Annotated in this window: 13 protein-coding genes; 6 read left to right on the top strand and 7 right to left on the bottom strand. The window is 70.0% G+C overall.

The window, feature by feature from the left end:
- Positions 1 to 9: 9 nt before the first annotated feature.
- The 5 genes from glgB to LGM89_RS22165 form a co-directional block, all read right to left on the bottom strand.
- Complete coding sequence (glgB, locus tag LGM89_RS22185; RefSeq protein ID WP_089498621.1) at positions 10 to 2,217, bottom strand: 1,4-alpha-glucan branching protein GlgB; 2,208 nt, start codon at positions 2,215 to 2,217, stop codon at positions 10 to 12.
- Positions 2,214 to 5,627: a maltose alpha-D-glucosyltransferase gene (gene treS / locus LGM89_RS22180; protein ID WP_089498622.1), complete on the bottom strand. Its 3,414-nt coding sequence runs from the start codon at positions 5,625 to 5,627 to the stop codon at positions 2,214 to 2,216. The genes glgB and treS overlap by 4 nt, the downstream gene beginning before the upstream one ends.
- Positions 5,627 to 9,019 carry a maltotransferase domain-containing protein gene (locus LGM89_RS22175; protein WP_226273887.1) on the bottom strand — a complete coding sequence of 1,131 codons (3,393 nt, stop codon included), beginning with the start codon at positions 9,017 to 9,019 and terminating at the stop codon, positions 5,627 to 5,629. Before LGM89_RS22175 ends, treS begins: the two co-directional genes overlap by 1 nt.
- Positions 9,020 to 9,165: 146 nt before the next feature.
- The gene (locus tag LGM89_RS22170) at positions 9,166 to 9,654 is read right to left on the bottom strand and encodes a phage protein NinX family protein (protein WP_089498624.1); all 489 of its coding nucleotides are present in this window, start codon (positions 9,652 to 9,654) and stop codon (positions 9,166 to 9,168) included.
- 78 nt (positions 9,655 to 9,732) lie between these two features.
- The gene (locus tag LGM89_RS22165; RefSeq protein WP_089444215.1) at positions 9,733 to 10,017 is read right to left on the bottom strand and encodes a hypothetical protein; all 285 of its coding nucleotides are present in this window, start codon (positions 10,015 to 10,017) and stop codon (positions 9,733 to 9,735) included.
- A gap of 342 nt (positions 10,018 to 10,359) precedes the next feature.
- On the opposite strand from LGM89_RS22165, the gene LGM89_RS22160 reads away from it, so the two are divergent.
- Complete coding sequence (locus LGM89_RS22160; protein ID WP_089498625.1) at positions 10,360 to 10,602, top strand: DUF6566 family protein; 243 nt, start codon at positions 10,360 to 10,362, stop codon at positions 10,600 to 10,602.
- Positions 10,603 to 10,711: 109 nt separating this feature from the next.
- On the opposite strand, the gene LGM89_RS22155 is transcribed toward LGM89_RS22160, so the two are convergent.
- Complete coding sequence (locus tag LGM89_RS22155; RefSeq protein ID WP_226207893.1) at positions 10,712 to 11,386, bottom strand: HAD family hydrolase; 675 nt, start codon at positions 11,384 to 11,386, stop codon at positions 10,712 to 10,714.
- Positions 11,387 to 11,606: 220 nt separating this feature from the next.
- Between LGM89_RS22155 and LGM89_RS22150 the strand changes: the two genes are divergently transcribed.
- Entirely contained in the window at positions 11,607 to 12,791 is a 1,185-nt protein-coding gene (locus LGM89_RS22150) for a sugar transporter (RefSeq protein ID WP_226273886.1), read from the top strand.
- Positions 12,792 to 12,857: 66 nt separating this feature from the next.
- Here the strand turns inward: LGM89_RS22150 and LGM89_RS22145 are convergent, their stop codons facing one another.
- The gene (locus LGM89_RS22145; protein ID WP_226273885.1) at positions 12,858 to 13,634 is read right to left on the bottom strand and encodes an SDR family NAD(P)-dependent oxidoreductase; all 777 of its coding nucleotides are present in this window, start codon (positions 13,632 to 13,634) and stop codon (positions 12,858 to 12,860) included.
- A 184-nt stretch (positions 13,635 to 13,818) separates the two neighbouring features.
- Between LGM89_RS22145 and LGM89_RS22140 the strand changes: the two genes are divergently transcribed.
- The 4 genes from LGM89_RS22140 to iaaH all read left to right on the top strand — a co-directional run bounded on the left by LGM89_RS22140 (position 13,819) and on the right by iaaH (position 17,980).
- Positions 13,819 to 14,721: a LysR family transcriptional regulator gene (locus tag LGM89_RS22140; RefSeq protein ID WP_089498629.1), complete on the top strand. Its 903-nt coding sequence runs from the start codon at positions 13,819 to 13,821 to the stop codon at positions 14,719 to 14,721.
- Positions 14,722 to 14,963: 242 nt separating this feature from the next.
- Positions 14,964 to 15,401, top strand: coding sequence for a hypothetical protein (locus tag LGM89_RS22135; protein WP_226273884.1), 438 nt, complete (start codon positions 14,964 to 14,966; stop codon positions 15,399 to 15,401).
- A 287-nt stretch (positions 15,402 to 15,688) separates the two neighbouring features.
- Positions 15,689 to 16,402, top strand: a complete 714-nt coding sequence (locus tag LGM89_RS22130) for a helix-turn-helix transcriptional regulator (protein WP_226207898.1) — start codon at positions 15,689 to 15,691, stop codon at positions 16,400 to 16,402.
- Positions 16,403 to 16,507: 105 nt separating this feature from the next.
- The gene (gene iaaH, locus LGM89_RS22125; RefSeq protein ID WP_226273883.1) at positions 16,508 to 17,980 is read left to right on the top strand and encodes an indoleacetamide hydrolase; all 1,473 of its coding nucleotides are present in this window, start codon (positions 16,508 to 16,510) and stop codon (positions 17,978 to 17,980) included.
- Positions 17,981 to 18,194: the final 214 nt, after the last annotated feature.

The following is an 18,194-nucleotide window of genomic DNA, read 5'->3' as shown; positions in this document are numbered from 1 at the left end:
CGCAAGCATTCAGATGGGGCGCAGCCACAGCGTCGCGAGCGGCGGCAGGCGCAGGGTGGCCGACCACGCCTCGCCATGCGCGGGCACGGCTTCGGCCCACACGGCGCCGTCGTTGCCGGCGTTGGTGCCGCCGTAGGGCGCGGCATCGGTGTTCATCAGTTCGCGCCACTGTCCGGGCGCGGGCAGGCCGACGCGATAGCTCGCGCGCGGCACCGGCGTGAAGTTGCAGACGGCGACCACCAGGTGCCCCGCGTCGTCGCGGCGCGCGAACGCGAACACGCTGTTGTCGCGGTCGTCGCCGATCAGCCAGGAGAAGCCGGCCGCGTGGCAGTCGAGCGCATGCAGCGCCGGCTCGGCCGCATAGGTGCGGTTCAGGTCGCGCACGAGCCGCTGCACGCCGCGATGCGCGGGCGCGTCGAGCAGGTCCCAGTGCGGCGTCGCGTCGTGCGCGAACTCGGCCCATTGCGCGAATTCGCTGCCCATGAACAGCAGCTTCTTGCCGGGATGCGCCCACATGAAGCCGAAGTACGCGCGCAGCGTCGCGAGCCGCTGCCACGCGTCGCCCGGCATTTTCGCGACGAGCGAGCCCTTGCCGTGCACGACCTCGTCGTGCGACAGCGGCAGCACGAAGCGCTCGGAGAACGCGTACACGAGCCCGAACGTCATCCGGTCGTGGTGATAGCGGCGATGCACCGGATCCTCGCGCAGATACGCGAGCGTGTCGTGCATCCAGCCCATGTTCCACTTGAAGTCGAAGCCGAGCCCGCCGTCGCCGGTCGGCGCGGTGACGCCCGGCCAGGCGGTCGATTCCTCCGCGACGGTGACGACGCCGGCCGGCGCGGCCGCACCGTGCAGCGTGTCGTTCAGCATGCGCAGGAACGCGACCGATTCGAGGTTCTCGCGGCCGCCGTGCACGTTCGGCACCCATTCGCCTTCCGCACGCGAATAGTCGCGGTACAGCATCGACGCGACCGCGTCGACGCGGATGCCGTCGACGTGATACCGGCGCGCCCAGGCGAGCGCCGATGCGGCGAGGAATGCGCCGACTTCCGTGCGCCCGACGTTGAACACGCAGGTGTGCCAGTCGGGATGCAGCCCTTCGCGCGGGTCGGCGTGCTCGTACAGCGCGGTGCCGTCGAACTGCGCGAGGCCGTGTGGATCGTCGGGGAAGTGCGCGGGCACCCAGTCGACGAGCACGCCGATGCCGGCCGCATGCGCGCGGTCGACGAAGCGCGCGAAACCGTCGACCGGCCCGAAGCGCGCGGACGGCGCGAACTGCGCGAGCGGCTGGTAGCCCCAGGAGCCGCCGAACGGGTATTCGGCGATCGGCATGAACTCGACGTGCGTGAAGCCCATCCCCTTCACGTACGGAATCAGCCGCTCGGCGAGTTCGTCCCAGGTCGCGCTGCGGTTCATCTCCTCGGGCACGCGTTGCCACGATTCCGCATGCACCTCGTAGATCGACCACGGCACGCGGTAGCGGTCGGCGTGCGGCCGCGCGTGCATCCAGCCGTCGTCGTGCCACGCAAACGCGTCGAGCGCCGCGACGTCGGCGACGACCGACGCCGTGCGCGGCGGCGCCTCGGTCGCGCGCGCGCAGGGGTCGGCCTTGTGCGGCAGCACGCGCCCGTCGGCCGCGCGCAGCTCGTACTTGTAGCACTCGCCCGCGCCGATGCCCGGCACGAACAGCTCCCACACGCCCGACGGCCGCCGCAGCCGCATCGGATGGCGGCGGCCGTCCCAGCCGTTGAAATCGCCGACCACCGACACGCGCTGCGCGTTCGGCGCCCAGACCGCGAAACGCACGCCGTCGGTGTCGTCGATGCGCGCGGGCACCGCGCCGAGGCAGTCGAGCACGGCGGCCGGGTCGCCGGCGGAGAAGCGCGCGAGCACCGCGTCGTCGAGCAGCGTGCCGAACGCATACGCATCGTCGATCACCTGCCGCGCGTCGGGCCAGTCGATCGCGAGCAGATAGTGGGGCGCGCCGCCGTTGCGCGGGATCGTCCCCGCGAAGCAGCCGGCGCGATCGACGCACGCGAGGGGGCCGAGGTCGGCGCCGTCCGGCGACAGCGCGTGCACGCTTGTCGCGCCGGGCAGCAGCGCGCGCACGACGACCTCGCCGGCCTGCCCGTGCGGGCCGAGGCACGCGAACGGATCGGGATGACGGCCGGCGAGCAGCGCATCGATGTCGGATCGTTCGAACAGCGTGTCAGTCATGGCGTGCCTCCGTCGTCGGATGCGCCGCCATCGCCGAGCAGCCGCTCGACCAGCGCGGCGAGCCCGCCGACCGGCACGCTCAGCCAGTCGGGCCGGTTCGCGGCTTCGTAGCACAGCTCGTACGACGCCTTGTCGATCAGGAACAGCGCGAGCAGGCGATCGGCGTAGCGCGGGTCGACGAAACGCGCGGGGGCCTGCTCGGCCGCCATGCGATAGCAGTCGACGAAGCGGTCGGCGGCGGCCTGCCCGAAGCGGTCGAACAGTGCACGCTTGCGGCCGGCCGCCTGCGGCGGCGCCTTCTCGATCGCGAACTGCGCGGTCGCGCTCACGTACGACAGCGAACGCAGCAGGCCGGCCACGTCGCGCAGCGGATGCGATTTCGCGCGGCGGTGCTCGAGCGGGCGCGCCGGCTCGCCTTCGAAGTCGATCAGCAGCGCGTCGCCCTGCACGTCGAGTACCTGGCCCAGATGGAAATCGCCGTGGATCCGCATGCATTGCGCATCGAGCGTGCGCGGAACGAGTTCGCCGAGCGCGCGTACGGCCGCGTCGCGCGACGCGAGCAGCGTGTCGGCCGACGCACGCATCGCGGGATCGAGCGCATCGAGCCGCGTGTGCAGCACGTCGAGCGCGTGCTCGAACGACGCGATCGCGTCCGCGCACCAGCCGTCGACGTGTTCGGGCGTCGCATGCTCCGGCGCGAAAGCGGGATCGTCGGACGGCTGCGCGAGCGCGACGTGCAGCTGGCCGAGCCGCGTGCCGATGATCCCCGCGAACGCCGCATAGCCGAGCAGCGCGTCGGGTTCCTCGTTCGCGCCGTCGGCGCCCTCATCGTCGGCCGCCGGCAGCGCGAGCTCGTCCACCGCGCGCCGCAGGAAGTCGAACGAGCGCGTCCACGCGTCGCCCTGGTTGTCGACGTAGCGCTGCAGGATCGCGACCGTGTGCGGCGTGCCGTCCGGATCGACGTGCACGACTTCGCCCGCGAGCGTCGCGGTGTTCGGGTAGCCGATCCGCGTCAGGTACCGGCTCATTTCCGCTTCCGGATGCACGCCGTGCGCGACCTTGCGCACCAGCTTCAGCACGATCGCGTCGCCGATCACGAGCGAGCTGTTGCTCTGCTCGGCCGCGAGCCAGCGCACTTCGGCGTCGTCGCCGGGATCGAGCGCGGCGAGCGCGTCTTCCGGCAGGAACGCGAGCCGGCCGCCGTCGGTGGTCGGCACCGTCGCGCCGTCGCGCAGCTTGCGCAGCATCCCGTGCGCGAACGCCGGCAGCGCGAACGCATCGGTCAGGTAGCCGACCGAATGGCCGCGCCGCACGCGCGCCAGCGCCAGCTGCGTGAACAGCGGCTGCGAGGTCTCGCCGCCCCACGCGGCCGCGAGCGGCACGACGTAGCGTTCGACGTCGCCCGTCTCACCGGATTCGACCCAGGCCTCCGCATACTGGAACGGTTCGCCCGGCACCGGTGTGACGACGTTCAGCCGGGCCGTGCCGATCGCGCGGTCCTTCGACGCGAACCAGCGCCGCCGCGCGAGCCACGAGGGCAGGGCATCGTGCGCGAGCACGTGCAGCTGTTCGACGTTCGGCCGCGTATCGCCGCGCCGCATCACGAGCGTCACGTATTCGGGCAGCGGCTCCGCGTGCGGCTGCCGCCACGACGGCTCGCGGCCGTGCTCGGCGAGCACGAACCACAGGAACCCGTACGGCGGAAAGGTCAGCAGGTACGTGAGCTGCCCGATCGGCGGAAACGGCGAATCCGACGTCATCTCGATCGGCACGCGGCCCGCGAATTCGGACAGGTCGAGCTCGACGGCCTGCGATGCCCGCGACAGGTTCGCGACGCACAGCACCGGGTCATGGCCGTCCAGCTCGCGCAGGTACGCGAGCACCTTGCGGTTCTCCGGGCGCAGGAAGCGGATCGTGCCGCGCCCGAACGCCTGCGACGCGCGGCGCGTCGACAGGATGCGGCGCGTCCAGTTCAGCAGCGAATGCGGGTCGCGCGTCTGCGCCTCGACGTTGACCGCGTCGTAGCCGTACAGCGCGCCCATCACCGGCGGCAGCACGAGCTGTTCGGGGTCGGCGCGCGAGAAGCCGCCGTTGCGGTCCGACGACCACTGCATCGGCGTGCGCACGCCGTCGCGGTCGCCGAGGTGGATGTTGTCGCCCATCCCGAGCTCGTCGCCGTAGTAGATCACCGGCGTGCCCGGCATCGACAGCAGCAGCGAGTTGATCAGCTCGATGCGGCGCCGGTCGCGTTCCATCAGCGGCGCGAGCCGGCGCCGGATGCCGAGGTTCAGCCGCGCGCGCCGGTCGCTCGCATAGGTTTGCCACAGCAGGTCGCGCTCGGAATCGGTGACCATCTCGAGCGTCAGCTCGTCGTGGTTGCGCAGGAACACGGCCCACTGGTTGCTCGGCGCGAGCTCCGGCGTTTGCCGCATGATGTCGACGATCGGGAAGCGGTCCTCGCTCGCGATCGACATGTAGATGCGCGGCATCAGCGGGAAATGGAACGCCATGTGGCATTCGTCCTCGTTGCCGAAATATTCCTGCACGTCTTCCGGCCACTGGTTCGCCTCGGCGAGCAGCATCCGGTTCGGATACTCGGCGTCGATCGTCGCGCGGATTTGCTTCAGGATCGCGTGCGTCTCGGGCAGGTTCTCGTTGCTGGTGCCTTCCCGCGCGACGAGATACGGCACCGCGTCGAGCCGCAGCCCGTCGATGCCGAGGTCGAGCCAGAAGCGCATCACCTGCATCACCTCGCGCACGACGGCCGGGTTGTCGAAGTTCAGGTCCGGCTGGTGCGAATAGAAGCGGTGCCAGTAGTACTGGCCGGCGATCGGATCGTGCGCCCAGTTCGACGTTTCCGTATCGAGGAAGATGATCCGCGTGCCCGCGTATTTCGTGTCGGTGTCGGACCACACGTAGTAGTCGCGATGCGTGGAGCCGGGCTTCGCGCGGCGCGCGCGCTGGAACCACGGATGCTGGTCCGACGTGTGGTTGATCACCAGCTCGGTGATCACGCGAATGCCGCGCGCATGCGCTTCGCGGATGAAGCGCCGCACGTCGGCCAGCGTGCCGTAGTCGGGATGCACGTCGCGATAGTCGGCGATGTCGTAGCCGTCGTCGCGGCGCGGCGACGGGTAGAACGGCAGCAGCCAGATCGTGTCGACGCCGAGTTCGGCGATGTAGTCGAGCTTCGCGATCAGGCCGGGGAAATCGCCGATGCCATCGTTGTTCGAGTCGTAGAACGACTTCACGTGCACCTGGTAGATGATCGCGTCCTTGTACCACAGCGGATCGTCCGCGCAGAGCGCCGGCGCGCGGCGGCGTGCGCGGCGCCGGCGCGGGGTGCCGGCCGGCGCCAGCGACGGGAATTGCGCGCGGCGTACGTCGTCGAGGGAATCTTCGCGTTTCATCATCCATGGGCTCCCGAGGAGGGCCGGGCGTCGCCCGGTTCGCGCGCCGCCGCCCGCGCGGCGCCTGGAGACGGCGTGAGCCGCCAGATCGCATACGGGCGCACATGCGGATCGAGCGAGACGTACTGGCGATGCCCGCGCCAGGTTTCCGCATGCGTGGCGTCCTGTTCGAGCGCGTCGAGCGGTTCGCCGTCGACGAGCCCCAGGCCGCGCCACAGCGACGCATCGAGCGTGAAGTTGGCGACCTGCGGATGCCACGGATCGGTGCTGATCGCGACGACGACCACGCTGTCGAACGCCGGCGTCGCCTTCACGAACACGAGCACCGCGTCGTTGTCCGCGTCGGCGAACGTGAGGCCGAGATGCGTCTGCAGCGCCGGGTTGGCGCGCCGCGCGCGGTTCAGCCGCGCGACCTCGGCGCCGATATGCGCGGCCTTGCTCCAGTCGCGCGAGCGCAGCTCGTACTTCTCCGCGTCCGCGTATTCCTCGCTGTCGGGCAGCGGCGCCGATTCGCCGAGCTCGAAGCCCGAGTACAGGCCCCACGAGCCGGCCAGCGTCGCCGCGAGCGCCGCGCGGATCACGAACTGCGTGCGCGGCGCGTTCTGCAGGTGGCGCGGGTTGATGTCGGGCGTGTTGACGAAGAAGTTCGGCCGGAAGAAGTCGCGCGCCGGGCCGGTCGTCAGCTCGGTCAGGTAGTCGATGAATTCGCGCTTCGTCTCGCGCCACGTGAAGTACGTGTACGACTGCGAGAAGCCGACCTTCGCGAGCCGATACATCATCCCCGGCCGCGTGAACGCTTCGGACAGGAACACGACGTCCGGATGCCGGCCGCGCACGTCGTCGATCATCCACGCCCAGAACGGCAGCGGCTTCGTGTGCGGGTTGTCGACGCGGAAGATCCGCACGCCTGCATCGACCCAGAACAGCACTGCGTCGCGCAGCGCGAGCCACAGGTCGGGCAGCGCGTCCGGCGCGTAGAAATCGGGGTTCACGATGTCCTGGTAGCGCTTCGGCGGATTCTCCGCGAAGCGCAGCGAGCCGTCGGGCCGCCACGCGAACCAGCCCGGATGCGCGGCGAGCCACGGATGGTCGGGCGAGCACTGGATCGCGAAATCGAGCGCGATCTCGAGCCCGTGGCCGCGCGCGGCATCGACCAGCGCGCGGAACGAGTCGAGCGTGCCGAGCTGCGGATGCACGGCCGTGTGGCCGCCGTCCGGCGAGCCGATCGCGTACGGGCTGCCGACGTCGTCGGGGCCGGCCTTCAGGCTGTTGTTGCGGCCCTTGCGCGCCGTCGTGCCGATCGGGTGGATCGGCGGGAAATACAGCACGTCGAAACCCATGTCGCGGATCCGCGGCAGGTGCGCGATCACGTCGTCGAACGTGCCGTGCCGGTGCGGATCGTCGCTCGCCGAGCGCGGAAACATCTCGTACCAGCTGGAGAAGCGCGCCGCGCGGCGCTCGACATCGACCGGGAAGGTCGTCGTGTCGTGCGTGACGAACGGGCGGTAGCGCAGCGCCGCGAACGCGTCGGCGAGCGGCGCCGCGCCGAGCTGCGCGAGCCGCGCGTCGGCCGGTGCGTCCTTGAATTCGGCGACGAGCCGTTTCATCTGCGTGCGCGCGCGCGCATCGAGCGGATCGGCGAGCTTGAGCGCGGTCGCGAGCAGCAGTTGCGCTTCGCGCAGTTCGAGTGCCACGTCCTGGCCGGCCGCGTGTTTCTTCGCGACATCGTGGACGAGCGAGGCCCAGTCGTCGCGCCAGGCAATCACGCGAAATTCATGGCGGCCGAGCCGGTCGAGCACGACGCGGGCCTGCCAGCCGTCGTTCGGTTCGGCTTCGAACGGGATTTCGCGCCAGTCGTCATCGCCGGCGGCGCGCCACTGCAGCGCGGCCGCGAGATGCGCGTGCCCGTCGGTGAAGATCGATGCGTGGACGACGAGCGTCTCGCCGACCACGCGCTTGACCGCGAAGCGGCCGCCGTCGACCGACGGCTCGACGCGCTCGATCGCGATCCGGTCGGCCGCGAGCGCCACGGATAGCACACCGCGCTCGCGTGCGGCGTCGTGGCGTGTCGTGACGGGCGGCGCCTGCCACGCATGCAGCAGCGCATACGCGCCCGGGTCGAGCGTGAACGGTTCGAGCGCGGCCGGCGGGTGGGTGTGCGTGCCGTCGTGCGTGGCGACGCGCGTGAATCCGCCCGGCACGCCGGGCAGGATCGTCGCGGGGTCGACCGTCACCGCTGCGTCGAGCTCGGGATTCAACGCGATCAGCAGCGCCGCTTCGTCGTGCTCGAGCGACGGCCCGGTGCCGCGCAGCAACGCGGTCGCCGGTGCGCCGGGCGCGCTCAACTGCACGATTTCGCCGCGCGCGGCCGCCACAGGCGTGGCGCGGCGCCACGCGTTCGCATCGGCGATCGTGCCCGACAGGTCGAAGCGCGCGCGCTCGAACGCGGTGCGGTAGCGCGCCGCTTCGGCGTCGCGCGCCATCAGCGGCATCGTGACGCCGCGCTCGAAGCCCATCGGGACGAGCCAGCCGGTGCCGACGGCGGCAGCGGTCCACAGCGCGCGGCGATAGGCGCGGGCGAGGGTGTCATCCGACGCGTCGGGCCAGTCGTCGGCGAGGCGCGGGCCGTCGAACGCGTCGGGAAACGCGATCGGCGTGCCGATCCGCCGCAGCAGCCGGTGTTCGTCGACGAACCACGGCGCGCGCAGATCCCACCAGCGCACCGATGAAAACACCGCGTCGAACCCGGCGCCTTCGAGCTGCGCCAGCGCGTCGCGCGCATGGCCGGGCACGCCGGCGAGCACCGCGGCGTCCGGGCGCGTACGGCGCAGCGCCGCGCGCCAGCCGGGCCACCAGCCCGCCGGCAGATGATGTGGCGCGTCGATCAGGAAGCCGGCCGCGCCCGCATCGGCGAACGCGGCGAGGTGTTGGCACCACCACGCGGACAGCGCGTCGCGCGCAGCTTCATCGCCGAGATTCGCGTGGGCGACGTCCAGCGCGTGCGCGGTGCCGCGCGGATCGATCAGCGCGTCGTCGTGCGTGCGCTCGACATACCAGTCCGGATGTTCGGCACGCAGCGGGTTCTCGCGCGCGACCCGATCCGGCACGACTTCGAGCAGCACGCGCAGCCCGTGGCCGTGTGCGAGCTGGGCGAGCCGCGAGAAGGTTTCGAGCGCGCTCGCGCGGGTCGCGAACGCTTGGGACGGACGCCGGAAATCGGCCACGTGGCGCGGAAAGCCGGCGACGCTCGCGGCCCAGAACGCGCCGACGAGCACATGATCGAAGCCCATGCCGGCGACATGCGCGAACGTCTGCGGCCATGCGTCGAGCGGCCCGACGAGACGGGCGTCGCAGAAGTAGAGGTGCGGAGAAAAGGGCGGCGTGGGGTCCATGGCGCGGGCGTAGGGGCGGCAGTCGATGACGCCGGTTCGCCGCAACGCGCGTGCCTGCCGGGTGGTTCCCCGTGGGGCAAGGGCGGGTGGGGGCCCGCGGCGGCTGGGACTGTCGTTTTTACATGACCGCTGGGTACTGCATGCACTTACATGCGCGGTACCGAGCGGATATCCGTGCTGTCGCCCGTGGCACGATCGTCATCGGCTTCGGGAAGCGGCACGCCGGGATCGCAGCGCACCACCGCACCGTGTTCGATCCGGTGCGGGAACGGCGGCGGTGCATCGATTTCGTCGCCGAAGCGGGCGCGCACGAACGCCCGCAGCAGGGCCACGCGCGCATCGCGTCCGTGCGCGCCGCAGGTGGACGGCCCGTCGACGAAGGTCGCGTCGCATTCGACGTCGTCGCCGTGCCGTGCGATTCGCAGATCGTCGACACGGTCGAGCACCGCGCCCGCGTCGGACCACGACGCCGACGGCACGAAGCACGTGTCGAGCCGCCTGAGCGCGTCGCACGCAGCCGTCACGACCAGGTGCGGTGCGACGGCGGTGAAACGCAGCGTGTCTTCGTCGTCGGCGCACAGCGCGCGTGCACACCAGTAGTCGAGATCGTTTCCGTCGAGTGCGTCGGTTCGCATGGGCCGGCTCCGTCGGGTCAAAACGGGCTCACCGCGCAAGCGGCGTGCCCGGCGCGGGCGTCGCGCGGTCCGGCACGATCACCATGCGTCGACGTCCCGGCTGCCGTCGATCCGCTGCAGCAGCGCGTCGCAACGTTCGCGCAGCGCGTTCAATTCCGGTGAATCGGCGTCGAGCCGCACCCGTTCACCGCTGTCGGGATCGCGGTTCGCGATCGCGATGTCGTAGATCCCTTGCGCGATCGTCACGGACGCGTCCGCGATCCTTATCCGCGCAAGCCATCCGCATTCGGCGCGATGGCACGCGAGCCACATCCGCTGCACGTCGACGAGCTGACCGGTCGTGAGCCATGCACCGGACCGCATGCGCGCGGCCAGCTGGCTCGTCACGAGATAGGAGAGCAGATCGGTCGTTTGATTCACACGAGGCTCCTTCGCGAAGGGTCGGGACGGTCGATCCGCGAGCCGGGTCGCGGGAGCGGAGCCGGGGAAGGCGTCGGTGCGCGGATCGTCGTCCGGTTGCTGGAGGAACCGCTTCGCGGGCTCGCGCGGCATGCCGCGGCGGTTCGGTGCGCGACCGGCGCGCAAACCGCGTGCCAGCGGCCGGGTGTCAGGCACGGCGCGTGCGTATGGGCCGACGGGGCGCGCGGCGCTCATGCGGCGCGTATTATTTGCATCGCCATCGCAGATAGGTACAAGGAGGCCACCGTGCAAAATCAACAGGACGCACAGATTCGGGACCCGTATCGCGGGCACGAGATACGCGTGTGGGCGCGGCGCAACGACAGCGGCGCGTGGCGTGACGAGGTGCAGGTGTATGTGGGCGGCGAGCGCATCGAGCTGGTCGTGCCGGCGGCCGACGGCCCCACCTGGACGACCGAGAACGAGGCGCTGCTCGCGGGTGTCGAGCGGGGGCGCTATCTGATCGACAAGCGCGTTGACGACGATTGAGCCGCGCGGCCGCCGCGAGCCGGTTCCGCGCAGGCGCGGCCGGTGGTCGTTCTCGACCTGACAAAACCGACGGCGCGCCGGTGCAGGCGCCGTCGGCGAAGCACGCGTTTCAGGGCCGCGCCGCAATCTCGTCGAGATGCCACAGCAGATCGGCCGGATCGTCATACACGCGCAGCGCGCCCGCGCGTTCGAGTTCGTCGCTGCCGTAGCCACCCGACAGCAACCCGACGCCGAGCGAGCGGCAGCGGGCGGCGGCGAGCATGTCCCAGATGCTGTCGCCCACCACGACCGTGTGTTCGATCGGCACGTTCAGTTTTGCGGCGGCCGTCAGGAACAGGTCGGGATCGGGCTTCGCGTACTTGACCTGATCGCGCGTCACCACCACCTGCTTCGCCGGATCGACGCCGAGCGCCTCCAGATTGATGGCGGCCGTCTCCATCCGCCCGCTGGTCGCGATCGCCCAGCGGATGCCTGCCGACGACAACGCGGCCAGCAGCTCGCGCGCCCCCGGCAGCGGCCGGACCTGCGCGCGCAGCCGCTGGTACGCGGCCGCATGGAGGCGCGCCAGCCGCTCGACGCGCTCGGCGTCGAGGTCGCCCGACGTCTCGCGCAGCAGCTGATTCAGGAACAGGCCGCCGCTCATGCCGATCTTGCGATGGATGCGCCACACCGACAATTCGATGCCTTCGGCATCGAGCGCTTCCTTCCACGCGAGGACGTGCTGGTAGACGCTGTCGACGAGCGTGCCGTCGAGATCGAACAGAAAAGACGTTTCAATGCGCATGTGTACCTCCTGGATCGAAAGGGGCGCGTGCAAACGGGTCGTGAGAAGCGTATCGGCACATTATCGGCGCACGGCCGTGTCGTGACCATGTCCCGCGGCCCACCGACGAGACGCCACGCCACCCCGCGCCGTGTCATGTGCCGCTGGTACAATCGCGGCGATCGCCGGGCCGGGCTCTCCGCGCCGCGCGCCCCCAACCCTCGTCTCGCCGATTCCAGGTATGGCTACACCGGACGCCGTCAGTTCCAAGCATTCGTGGTGGGGTGTCCTGACCCTGGCACTCACCGCCTTCATCTTCAATACCACCGAATTCGTGCCTGTCGCGCTGCTCAGCGCGATCGGCGACAGCCTGCACATGCAGCCGACCGACGTCGGCCTGATGCTGACGATCTACGCGTGGGCCGTGGCCGTCGTGTCGTTGCCGCTGACACTGGCCACGCGCCATGTCGAGCGTCGCAAGCTGCTCACGTGGGCGTTGCTGGGGTTCATCGCGAGCCACGTCGTGACCGGTGTCGCATGGAATTTCGCGGTGCTGATGGTCGGCCGGCTGGGCATTGCGTGCGCGCATGCGGTGTTCTGGTCGATTTCCGTGCCGCTGGCCGTGCGGCTCGCGCCGAGCGACCGGAAAAGCCGTGCGCTCAGCCTGCTGGCGATGGGCACGGCGATCGCGATGGTGGCCGGCATTCCGCTCGGGCGCGTGGTCGGCGAGACGTTCGGCTGGCGCGTCACGTTCCTGATCATCGCCGGCGCGGCGGCCGTCGCGCTGGTGCTGCTGCGTGCGACGTTGCCGGTATCGCCGAGCCAGGGCGCCGGGTCGCTCAGCAGCATCGGCGTGTTCCTGCGCAAGCCCGCGCTGGTGGCGCTGTACGCGATCACCGTGCTCGTCGTGTCCGCGCATTTCACGTCGTACACGTACATCGAGCCGTTCGTCCAGAGCGTGAACCACGCGAGCAGCAGCCGGATTACGTATGTGCTGATCCTGTTCGGCGTCGCCGGCATACCGGCCGCGATCTGCTTCAACCGCCTCTATCCGCACCGGCCGGACGATTTCCTGCTCGGGTCGATCGTCGCGCTGGCGGGATGCCTGCTGATCCTGTTCCCGTGTGCGCTGAACATCGTCACGCTGTCCTTGCATACGCTGCTCTGGGGCGGGGCGATCGTCTGCTTCGGGCTGGCGATGCAGGCATGGGTGCTGAAGCTGGCGCCGGAGGGAACCGACCTCGCGGTATCGATCTTCTCCGGGCTGTACAACGTCGGCATCGGCGCGGGCGCGCTGATCGGCAACCATATCGCCGGCGACTTCGGGCTGCCGTGGATCGGCACGTTCGGCGGCGTGGTCGGCGCGGTGGCGGTCGGGATCGCGTGGCTGGCACTGCGGCTGCACGCGAGGCAGGCGGTGGCCTAGCCGACGCCGGGCGGCAGCGTGCGGCATGTAAAGCAGTCGCCACGGCCCGGCCTCGCGCGTTGCCCGTCATGCCACCGAGTAACCGCCGTCGGCCACGAGCGCATGTCCCGACACGTAGCTGGAATCGTCCGAAGCGAGGAACGCGACGATCGTCGCCATCTCCTCGGCGGAGCCCCAGCGTCCTGCCGGCGTCGATGCGGCGAACGCCTGTTGCGCCTCGTCCGACGGCCAGATGCCGCGATGATGGAACGGCGTTTCGATCAGCCCCGGACACAGCGCGTTCACGCGCACGCCGCGTTTGAACCATTCGATCGACGCCGTCTTCGTCATCCCGATCACCGCGTGCTTGCTCGCGATATAGACCGACGCATTCTCGAAGCCGATCAGCCCGCCCATCGACGCATTGTTGATGATGCTGCCCGCCCCCTGCCGCAGCATGATTTCAGCGGCGTACTTCATCGAGTTGAATACCCCGCGCACGTTCGGTTCGAACACCTTGTCGAACCGCTCGGCATCCTGCTCGAGCAGCGGCGCGAACACGCCTTCCGTGCCGGCGTTGTTGAACGCGATGTCGACGCGTCCGTAGGTCGCTACCGTGAAATCGAACAGCTTGCGCAGATCGTCTTCGTTCGCGACGTCCGCGACGAAGGCCTTGGCGTCGCCGCCGGCGGTCACGATTTCGTCGACCAGTCGATCGAGTTCGGGCTTGCGCCGTGCGGAGACGACGACCTTGGCGCCGCGACGCGCGAGTTCGATCGCGGACGCGCGGCCGATGCCGGAGCTGGCGCCCGTTACCACGGCGATGCGGCCGTCGAGTTGGCCCGGTTTCGTGCTTGCGTTCATGATGAGATTCTCCAGAGTGAGGGATGAAAGCGGCGCATGGGGCTGAGTTGAATCGGTTGCGATGCACGCTTGATGAGCATTGTGGTCGCTCGCCGGTCGTAAAAAAATGGAACAATGGCGCATTCAGAATTCCCGTTTCGGGAATGAAAGGCGCTGCCGCTTTCGCGTTCCGTGAGGGTTCTCCATGCTCAACCGACTCGACATCCTGAAGATCTTTGCCGCGGCCGCCGCGGCGCCCACGTTCCGCGAGGCGGCGGCGCGCCTGGGCGTGTCGCCGCAGGTCGTGACGCGTGCGGTGCGCGAACTGGAGGAGATGCTCGGCGAAACGCTGTTTCACCGGACGACCCGGAGCCTGCGGATCACCGCGTTCGGGCAGGCGTTCGCCCGTGACGCGCAGACGGCGCTGGCTGCCGTCGACGGGCTGTTCGGACCCGCGACGGGTCAGGCCGACGCGCCGGTGGGCGTCGTGCGGATCACGGCGCCGTCGGGCATGGGGCGTCGTTACGTGCAACCGATCCTGAGCGATCTCATGCAGCGGTATCCGGGGCTCGTGCCCGACTTGCGGCTGTCGGACGTGCCGTCGCCGGTGGTCGACGAGCAGATCGACATCGGCGTGCGCGTCGGAGCGATCGGCGACAACCGCTTCGTCGCGCGGATGGTCGGGCCGTTGCCGATGTGGATCGTCGGCGCGCCGTCGCTGATCCGGCGGCTGGGTGAGCCCAAAAATCGCAAGGAACTCGAATCGATGCCGGTCACGTGCCTGATCGATCGCGCGAGCGGCCGCGCGTGGCCGTGGATGTTTCGGGGGGAGCACCAGTTCGTCCCGTCGTCGCCGGCGTATATGACCGACGATACCGAGGTGGAGATCGAGGCCATCTGTGCGGGGGTGGGGCTGGGGCAGTGCTCGGAATACCTCGTCCGGCCGTACGTCGACAACGGGCGCCTCGTGCGGCTGCTGCCCGGCCTCGAACCCGAGCCGTGGAAGCTGCACGTCTATCGGCCGCGGCGCGGGCCGATGCCCCGGCGCATCCGGGTCGTGTACGACGAACTGGTGGCGAAGCTCGCGGACGCGACGTGGCGGGGGTAGGCGGTGCGGCCGGGCTACGGATCGGGTTGGCGCGAAGCGGTATCAACCACCACTCGACGACGTCGGCGCACCTGCGAAACGGTAACGTGCGAGTAACGTGCATCGCGCGCGGCCATCCGGCCTGGCGTGGTCGCGCCATTCGCCATTCACCGCCATGCACGCGGCAAGCCGACATATTGCGGCATCATCATGGAGCCGACGCACCGGCACCCGGTGCCCGATATTCGACTGGAGAACTGTGCATGCCGATACCCCGGATTGAAACCCGCGACGCGATGGGCGACCCCGATGTGGTCTATCTCAACCCGGATCACGTGCTGTGGATGTCGCAGCCGACCGCTGCGCAGCGGCGCCCGGGCGGCACGGCCATTCGCGTCGACGACCGCGTGAAGGGCGGTTCGTTGCTGATGGCCGACAATCCGCCGGCCGCTCAACTGCTGCAGGATCTCGGGCCGTTCGTGACGGTGACGCTGGCGAACCCGTCGTCCGACTATCCGGACGGTCTCGTCCATGTGCGTGCGCAGGCGATCGTCAAGATCGCGACGGACGACCACGACAAGCCGCTCGCCGAGCGCACGCTCGGCTGGGTCCACGTCAAAGACGGCTCCGCGTTCAAGATCAGGGATTACGCCGGCGTGGCCGCGCAATGGCAGGCGTCGGTGGCGGCTGCCGACCGCTGAGCGGGGCTTCACGTTGGCGCCTTGACGCAGCGGCTCCGTCGTTGTTCCCTCGGGAAAACGGCCGTTTTGCCTCGTGCGCCCTGGCGAACCGCTCAGGTGTCGGAGTGCCGCGCGAACCATGAGCCTGCTCGGCGCCGCAGTCGATACGCGATACGCAGTACGTCAATCTGCCGGGTAACATGGCGCATCGCGACGCACCCGCGCCCGTTCGGGCCTCCGCCGCGACACCCCCCGTCGAAGCGCTCGATGCAGGTGTTCTCCACCGGCTTGCCGAGGAACCGTCCGTCATGAACCTTTCCGCGTCCGATATCACACCGGAGGAACTCCGGCTGTTCGGCGACCTCGTCGCCCGCCTGGAAGAACTGGGGCCGGTCGTCGACGTGCGGACGTTCGTGCTGCCCGCGATCACGCAACTGCTCCGCGCCGATTTCGCCGCATCGTTCGATTGCGACGAACACACCGGCCTGTGGCGCAACGGCTTCTCGTACAACGTCGATCCGTTGCAGATCGCCCGGTACGAAGCGTGGTTCCAGCATATCGATCCGGTCACGCCGCCACTGCGCGCGCGCCGCGTGGCGACCTGCGTCGACGAGGTGGTGAGCCGGCGCGAGCTTGAGCAGACCGAGTTCTACACCGATTTCCTGTGCCGCGACGGCATGCACCACGGCATCAACGTCTATGCGTTCGACGGCGCGACGCACGTCGGCGACCTGCGCATCTGGCGGGCGCAAGGGCGGCCCGATTTCACCGAACGCGACAAGCTGCTGCTGAACGGCATCGAGCCGTTTTTCCGGCGCGCGCTGCTGCGGCGGCGCCATGCGTGCACGGGGCTGACCGGGCGCGAGAGCGACGTCGCGCGGCTGGTTGCCGCCGGTTATACCGACAAGGACGTCGCACGCACGCTCGGCATCGGGGTGCCGACGGTCCGCACGCATCTGCGGCGCGTGATGGCGAAGAAGGGTGTCGCCAACCGCGCGAGCCTGGCGGCCGCGCTGGCGTAACGGCGGGTTGCACGGCCGACGGCAGGGGTCATCCATTGTGATGATGGGCGTCAAAATCGGCGCGCCCTACCTTGTGACGATCCCCCGTGACGAGGAACGACGACGATGCCCACCCTGGGAACCCTGACGCTCACCGAAGCCCGGAACGCGATCCTGCGCCGGGAATTTTCCTGCGTCGAATACGCGTATGCAACGATCGAGCGGCACGCCCGCTGGCGCTACCTGAACGGCTTTACGTGCGTCGACGATGCGCGGCTGCTCGCCGAAGCGGCCCGCTGCGACCGCGACCTCGCGACGTCGGCCACCCCGCACGCGCTGCTGGGCCTGCCGATCGCGATCAAGGACAACATCGACACCGCGTGCCGGCCGACCGGCAACGGCACGCTGGCGCTGCACAACCGCGTGCCGCCGCAGCATGCACCGGTCGTCGCGCGGCTGCTCGCGCAAGGGGCGCTGATCGCGGGCAAGGCCAACCTGCACGAGCTGGCGTTCGGCGTGTCGGGCAACAACCGCGTGACCGGCGCGGTACGCAATCCGTACGACTTCAACCGGATTCCGGGCGGCAGCAGCAGCGGCTCGGGCGCGCTGGTCGGCGCGGGCGTGGTGCCCGCCGCGCTCGGGACGGACACCGGCGGCTCGGTGCGGATTCCGGCGGCGCTGTGCGGTGCCGTCGGCCTCCGGCCGACCGTGGGGCGCTACCCGTCGGGCGGTGTCGCGCCGATTTCGCGCACGCGCGACACCGTCGGCCCGATCGCGCGGTCGGTCGAGGACATCGCGCTGCTCGACGCGATTCTGTCCGGCGCCGGCGCACCCACGTCGCTGCCGATCCGCAGTGCGACGCGCCCCCTGCGCCTGGCGGTCCCGCGCACGACGTTCTGGCGCGGCCTCGCTCAAGATGTCGAAAGGGTGGCGAATGCCGCGGTGGCGAAACTGGCGCAGGCGGGCTTCGAATGCGTCGATATCGACCTGAACGACTATCCGGGGTTCTTCGACGACGAGCCGGCCGTCATTGCCCTGTACGAATTCCGGTCGTCGATGCACGCGTATCTGGTCGAGAACGGCTACGACCTGTCGGTCGACGACATCGTCGCGAACGTGGGGAGCCCGGACGTCGCGAAGATCGCCCGCCATGTCACCGGCCCCGACGGGATCGGCGAAGCGGCGTACCGCACCGCGCTCGACCGGCGTACGCGCTCGCGTGCCGCGTATCGGCAGTGCCTCGCCGACAGCGGCGCCGACGCGCTGGTGTTTCCGACCACGATCGCGACCGCGTGCCCGATCCCGGCGGGCGACGCGATGATGCTCAACGGCGAGCCCGCGTCGGTGTTCGCGACTTACATCCGGAATACCGATCCGGGCAGCAATGCCGGCGTACCGGGCATGACCGTCCCGGCAGGGCTGACGGCGGCCGGGCTGCCCGTCGGCCTCGCACTGGACGGGGCGGCCGGCACCGATCGCGAACTCATCGCGGTCGCGCTGGAGGTCGAGCGGGTGCTCGGGCGGTTGCCGGCGCCGAATGAGGGATTCGGGGTGGAGGGCAGGTTGGGTGGGTACGCGGGTGTCGATGGGGAGTCGTGATGCGGTGCCGCCGCGCCCCGGGGGTGGTGCGGCGGTTGAATTGCCGGAGCCGGTGTGGCTCGCGACGAAGCCAGCGAGCATTCGCGTGAGGCGGACTGCCCTGACGCCGAGCCCTTCGCACGCCCGACCCGATGCGCAAAGCACCGCTGACGTGAATCCCGCCGGCGCCGCAGCGTCTTGACCCGACAACCGCTCGAACCAACGCACGCGAAGC

This window comes from Burkholderia sp. AU31624 (assembly GCF_020420065.1).
In the GTDB taxonomy this organism is placed as follows: domain Bacteria; phylum Pseudomonadota; class Gammaproteobacteria; order Burkholderiales; family Burkholderiaceae; genus Burkholderia.
Note: the sequence above shows the minus strand (reverse complement) of the source record. Positions and strands in the feature narration are given on the sequence as shown.

Bases quoted from the DNA above. Each gene is read 5' to 3' on its own strand.
- LGM89_RS22150 (WP_226273886.1), top strand. From the start codon at position 11,607: ATGGCTACACCGGACGCCGTCAGTTCCAAGCATTCGTGGTGGGGTGTC.
- LGM89_RS22130 (WP_226207898.1), top strand. From the start codon at position 15,689: ATGAACCTTTCCGCGTCCGATATCACACCGGAGGAACTCCGGCTGTTC.
- iaaH (WP_226273883.1), top strand. From the start codon at position 16,508: ATGCCCACCCTGGGAACCCTGACGCTCACCGAAGCCCGGAACGCGATC.
- LGM89_RS22165 (WP_089444215.1), bottom strand. From the start codon at position 10,017: ATGCGGTCCGGTGCATGGCTCACGACCGGTCAGCTCGTCGACGTGCAG.
- treS (WP_089498622.1), bottom strand. From the start codon at position 5,627: ATGAAACGCGAAGATTCCCTCGACGACGTACGCCGCGCGCAATTCCCG.
- glgB (WP_089498621.1), bottom strand. From the start codon at position 2,217: ATGACTGACACGCTGTTCGAACGATCCGACATCGATGCGCTGCTCGCC.
- LGM89_RS22140 (WP_089498629.1), top strand. From the start codon at position 13,819: ATGCTCAACCGACTCGACATCCTGAAGATCTTTGCCGCGGCCGCCGCG.
- LGM89_RS22135 (WP_226273884.1), top strand. From the start codon at position 14,964: ATGCCGATACCCCGGATTGAAACCCGCGACGCGATGGGCGACCCCGAT.
- LGM89_RS22155 (WP_226207893.1), bottom strand. From the start codon at position 11,386: ATGCGCATTGAAACGTCTTTTCTGTTCGATCTCGACGGCACGCTCGTC.
- LGM89_RS22170 (WP_089498624.1), bottom strand. From the start codon at position 9,654: ATGCGAACCGACGCACTCGACGGAAACGATCTCGACTACTGGTGTGCA.
- LGM89_RS22175 (WP_226273887.1), bottom strand. From the start codon at position 9,019: ATGGACCCCACGCCGCCCTTTTCTCCGCACCTCTACTTCTGCGACGCC.
- LGM89_RS22145 (WP_226273885.1), bottom strand. From the start codon at position 13,634: ATGAACGCAAGCACGAAACCGGGCCAACTCGACGGCCGCATCGCCGTG.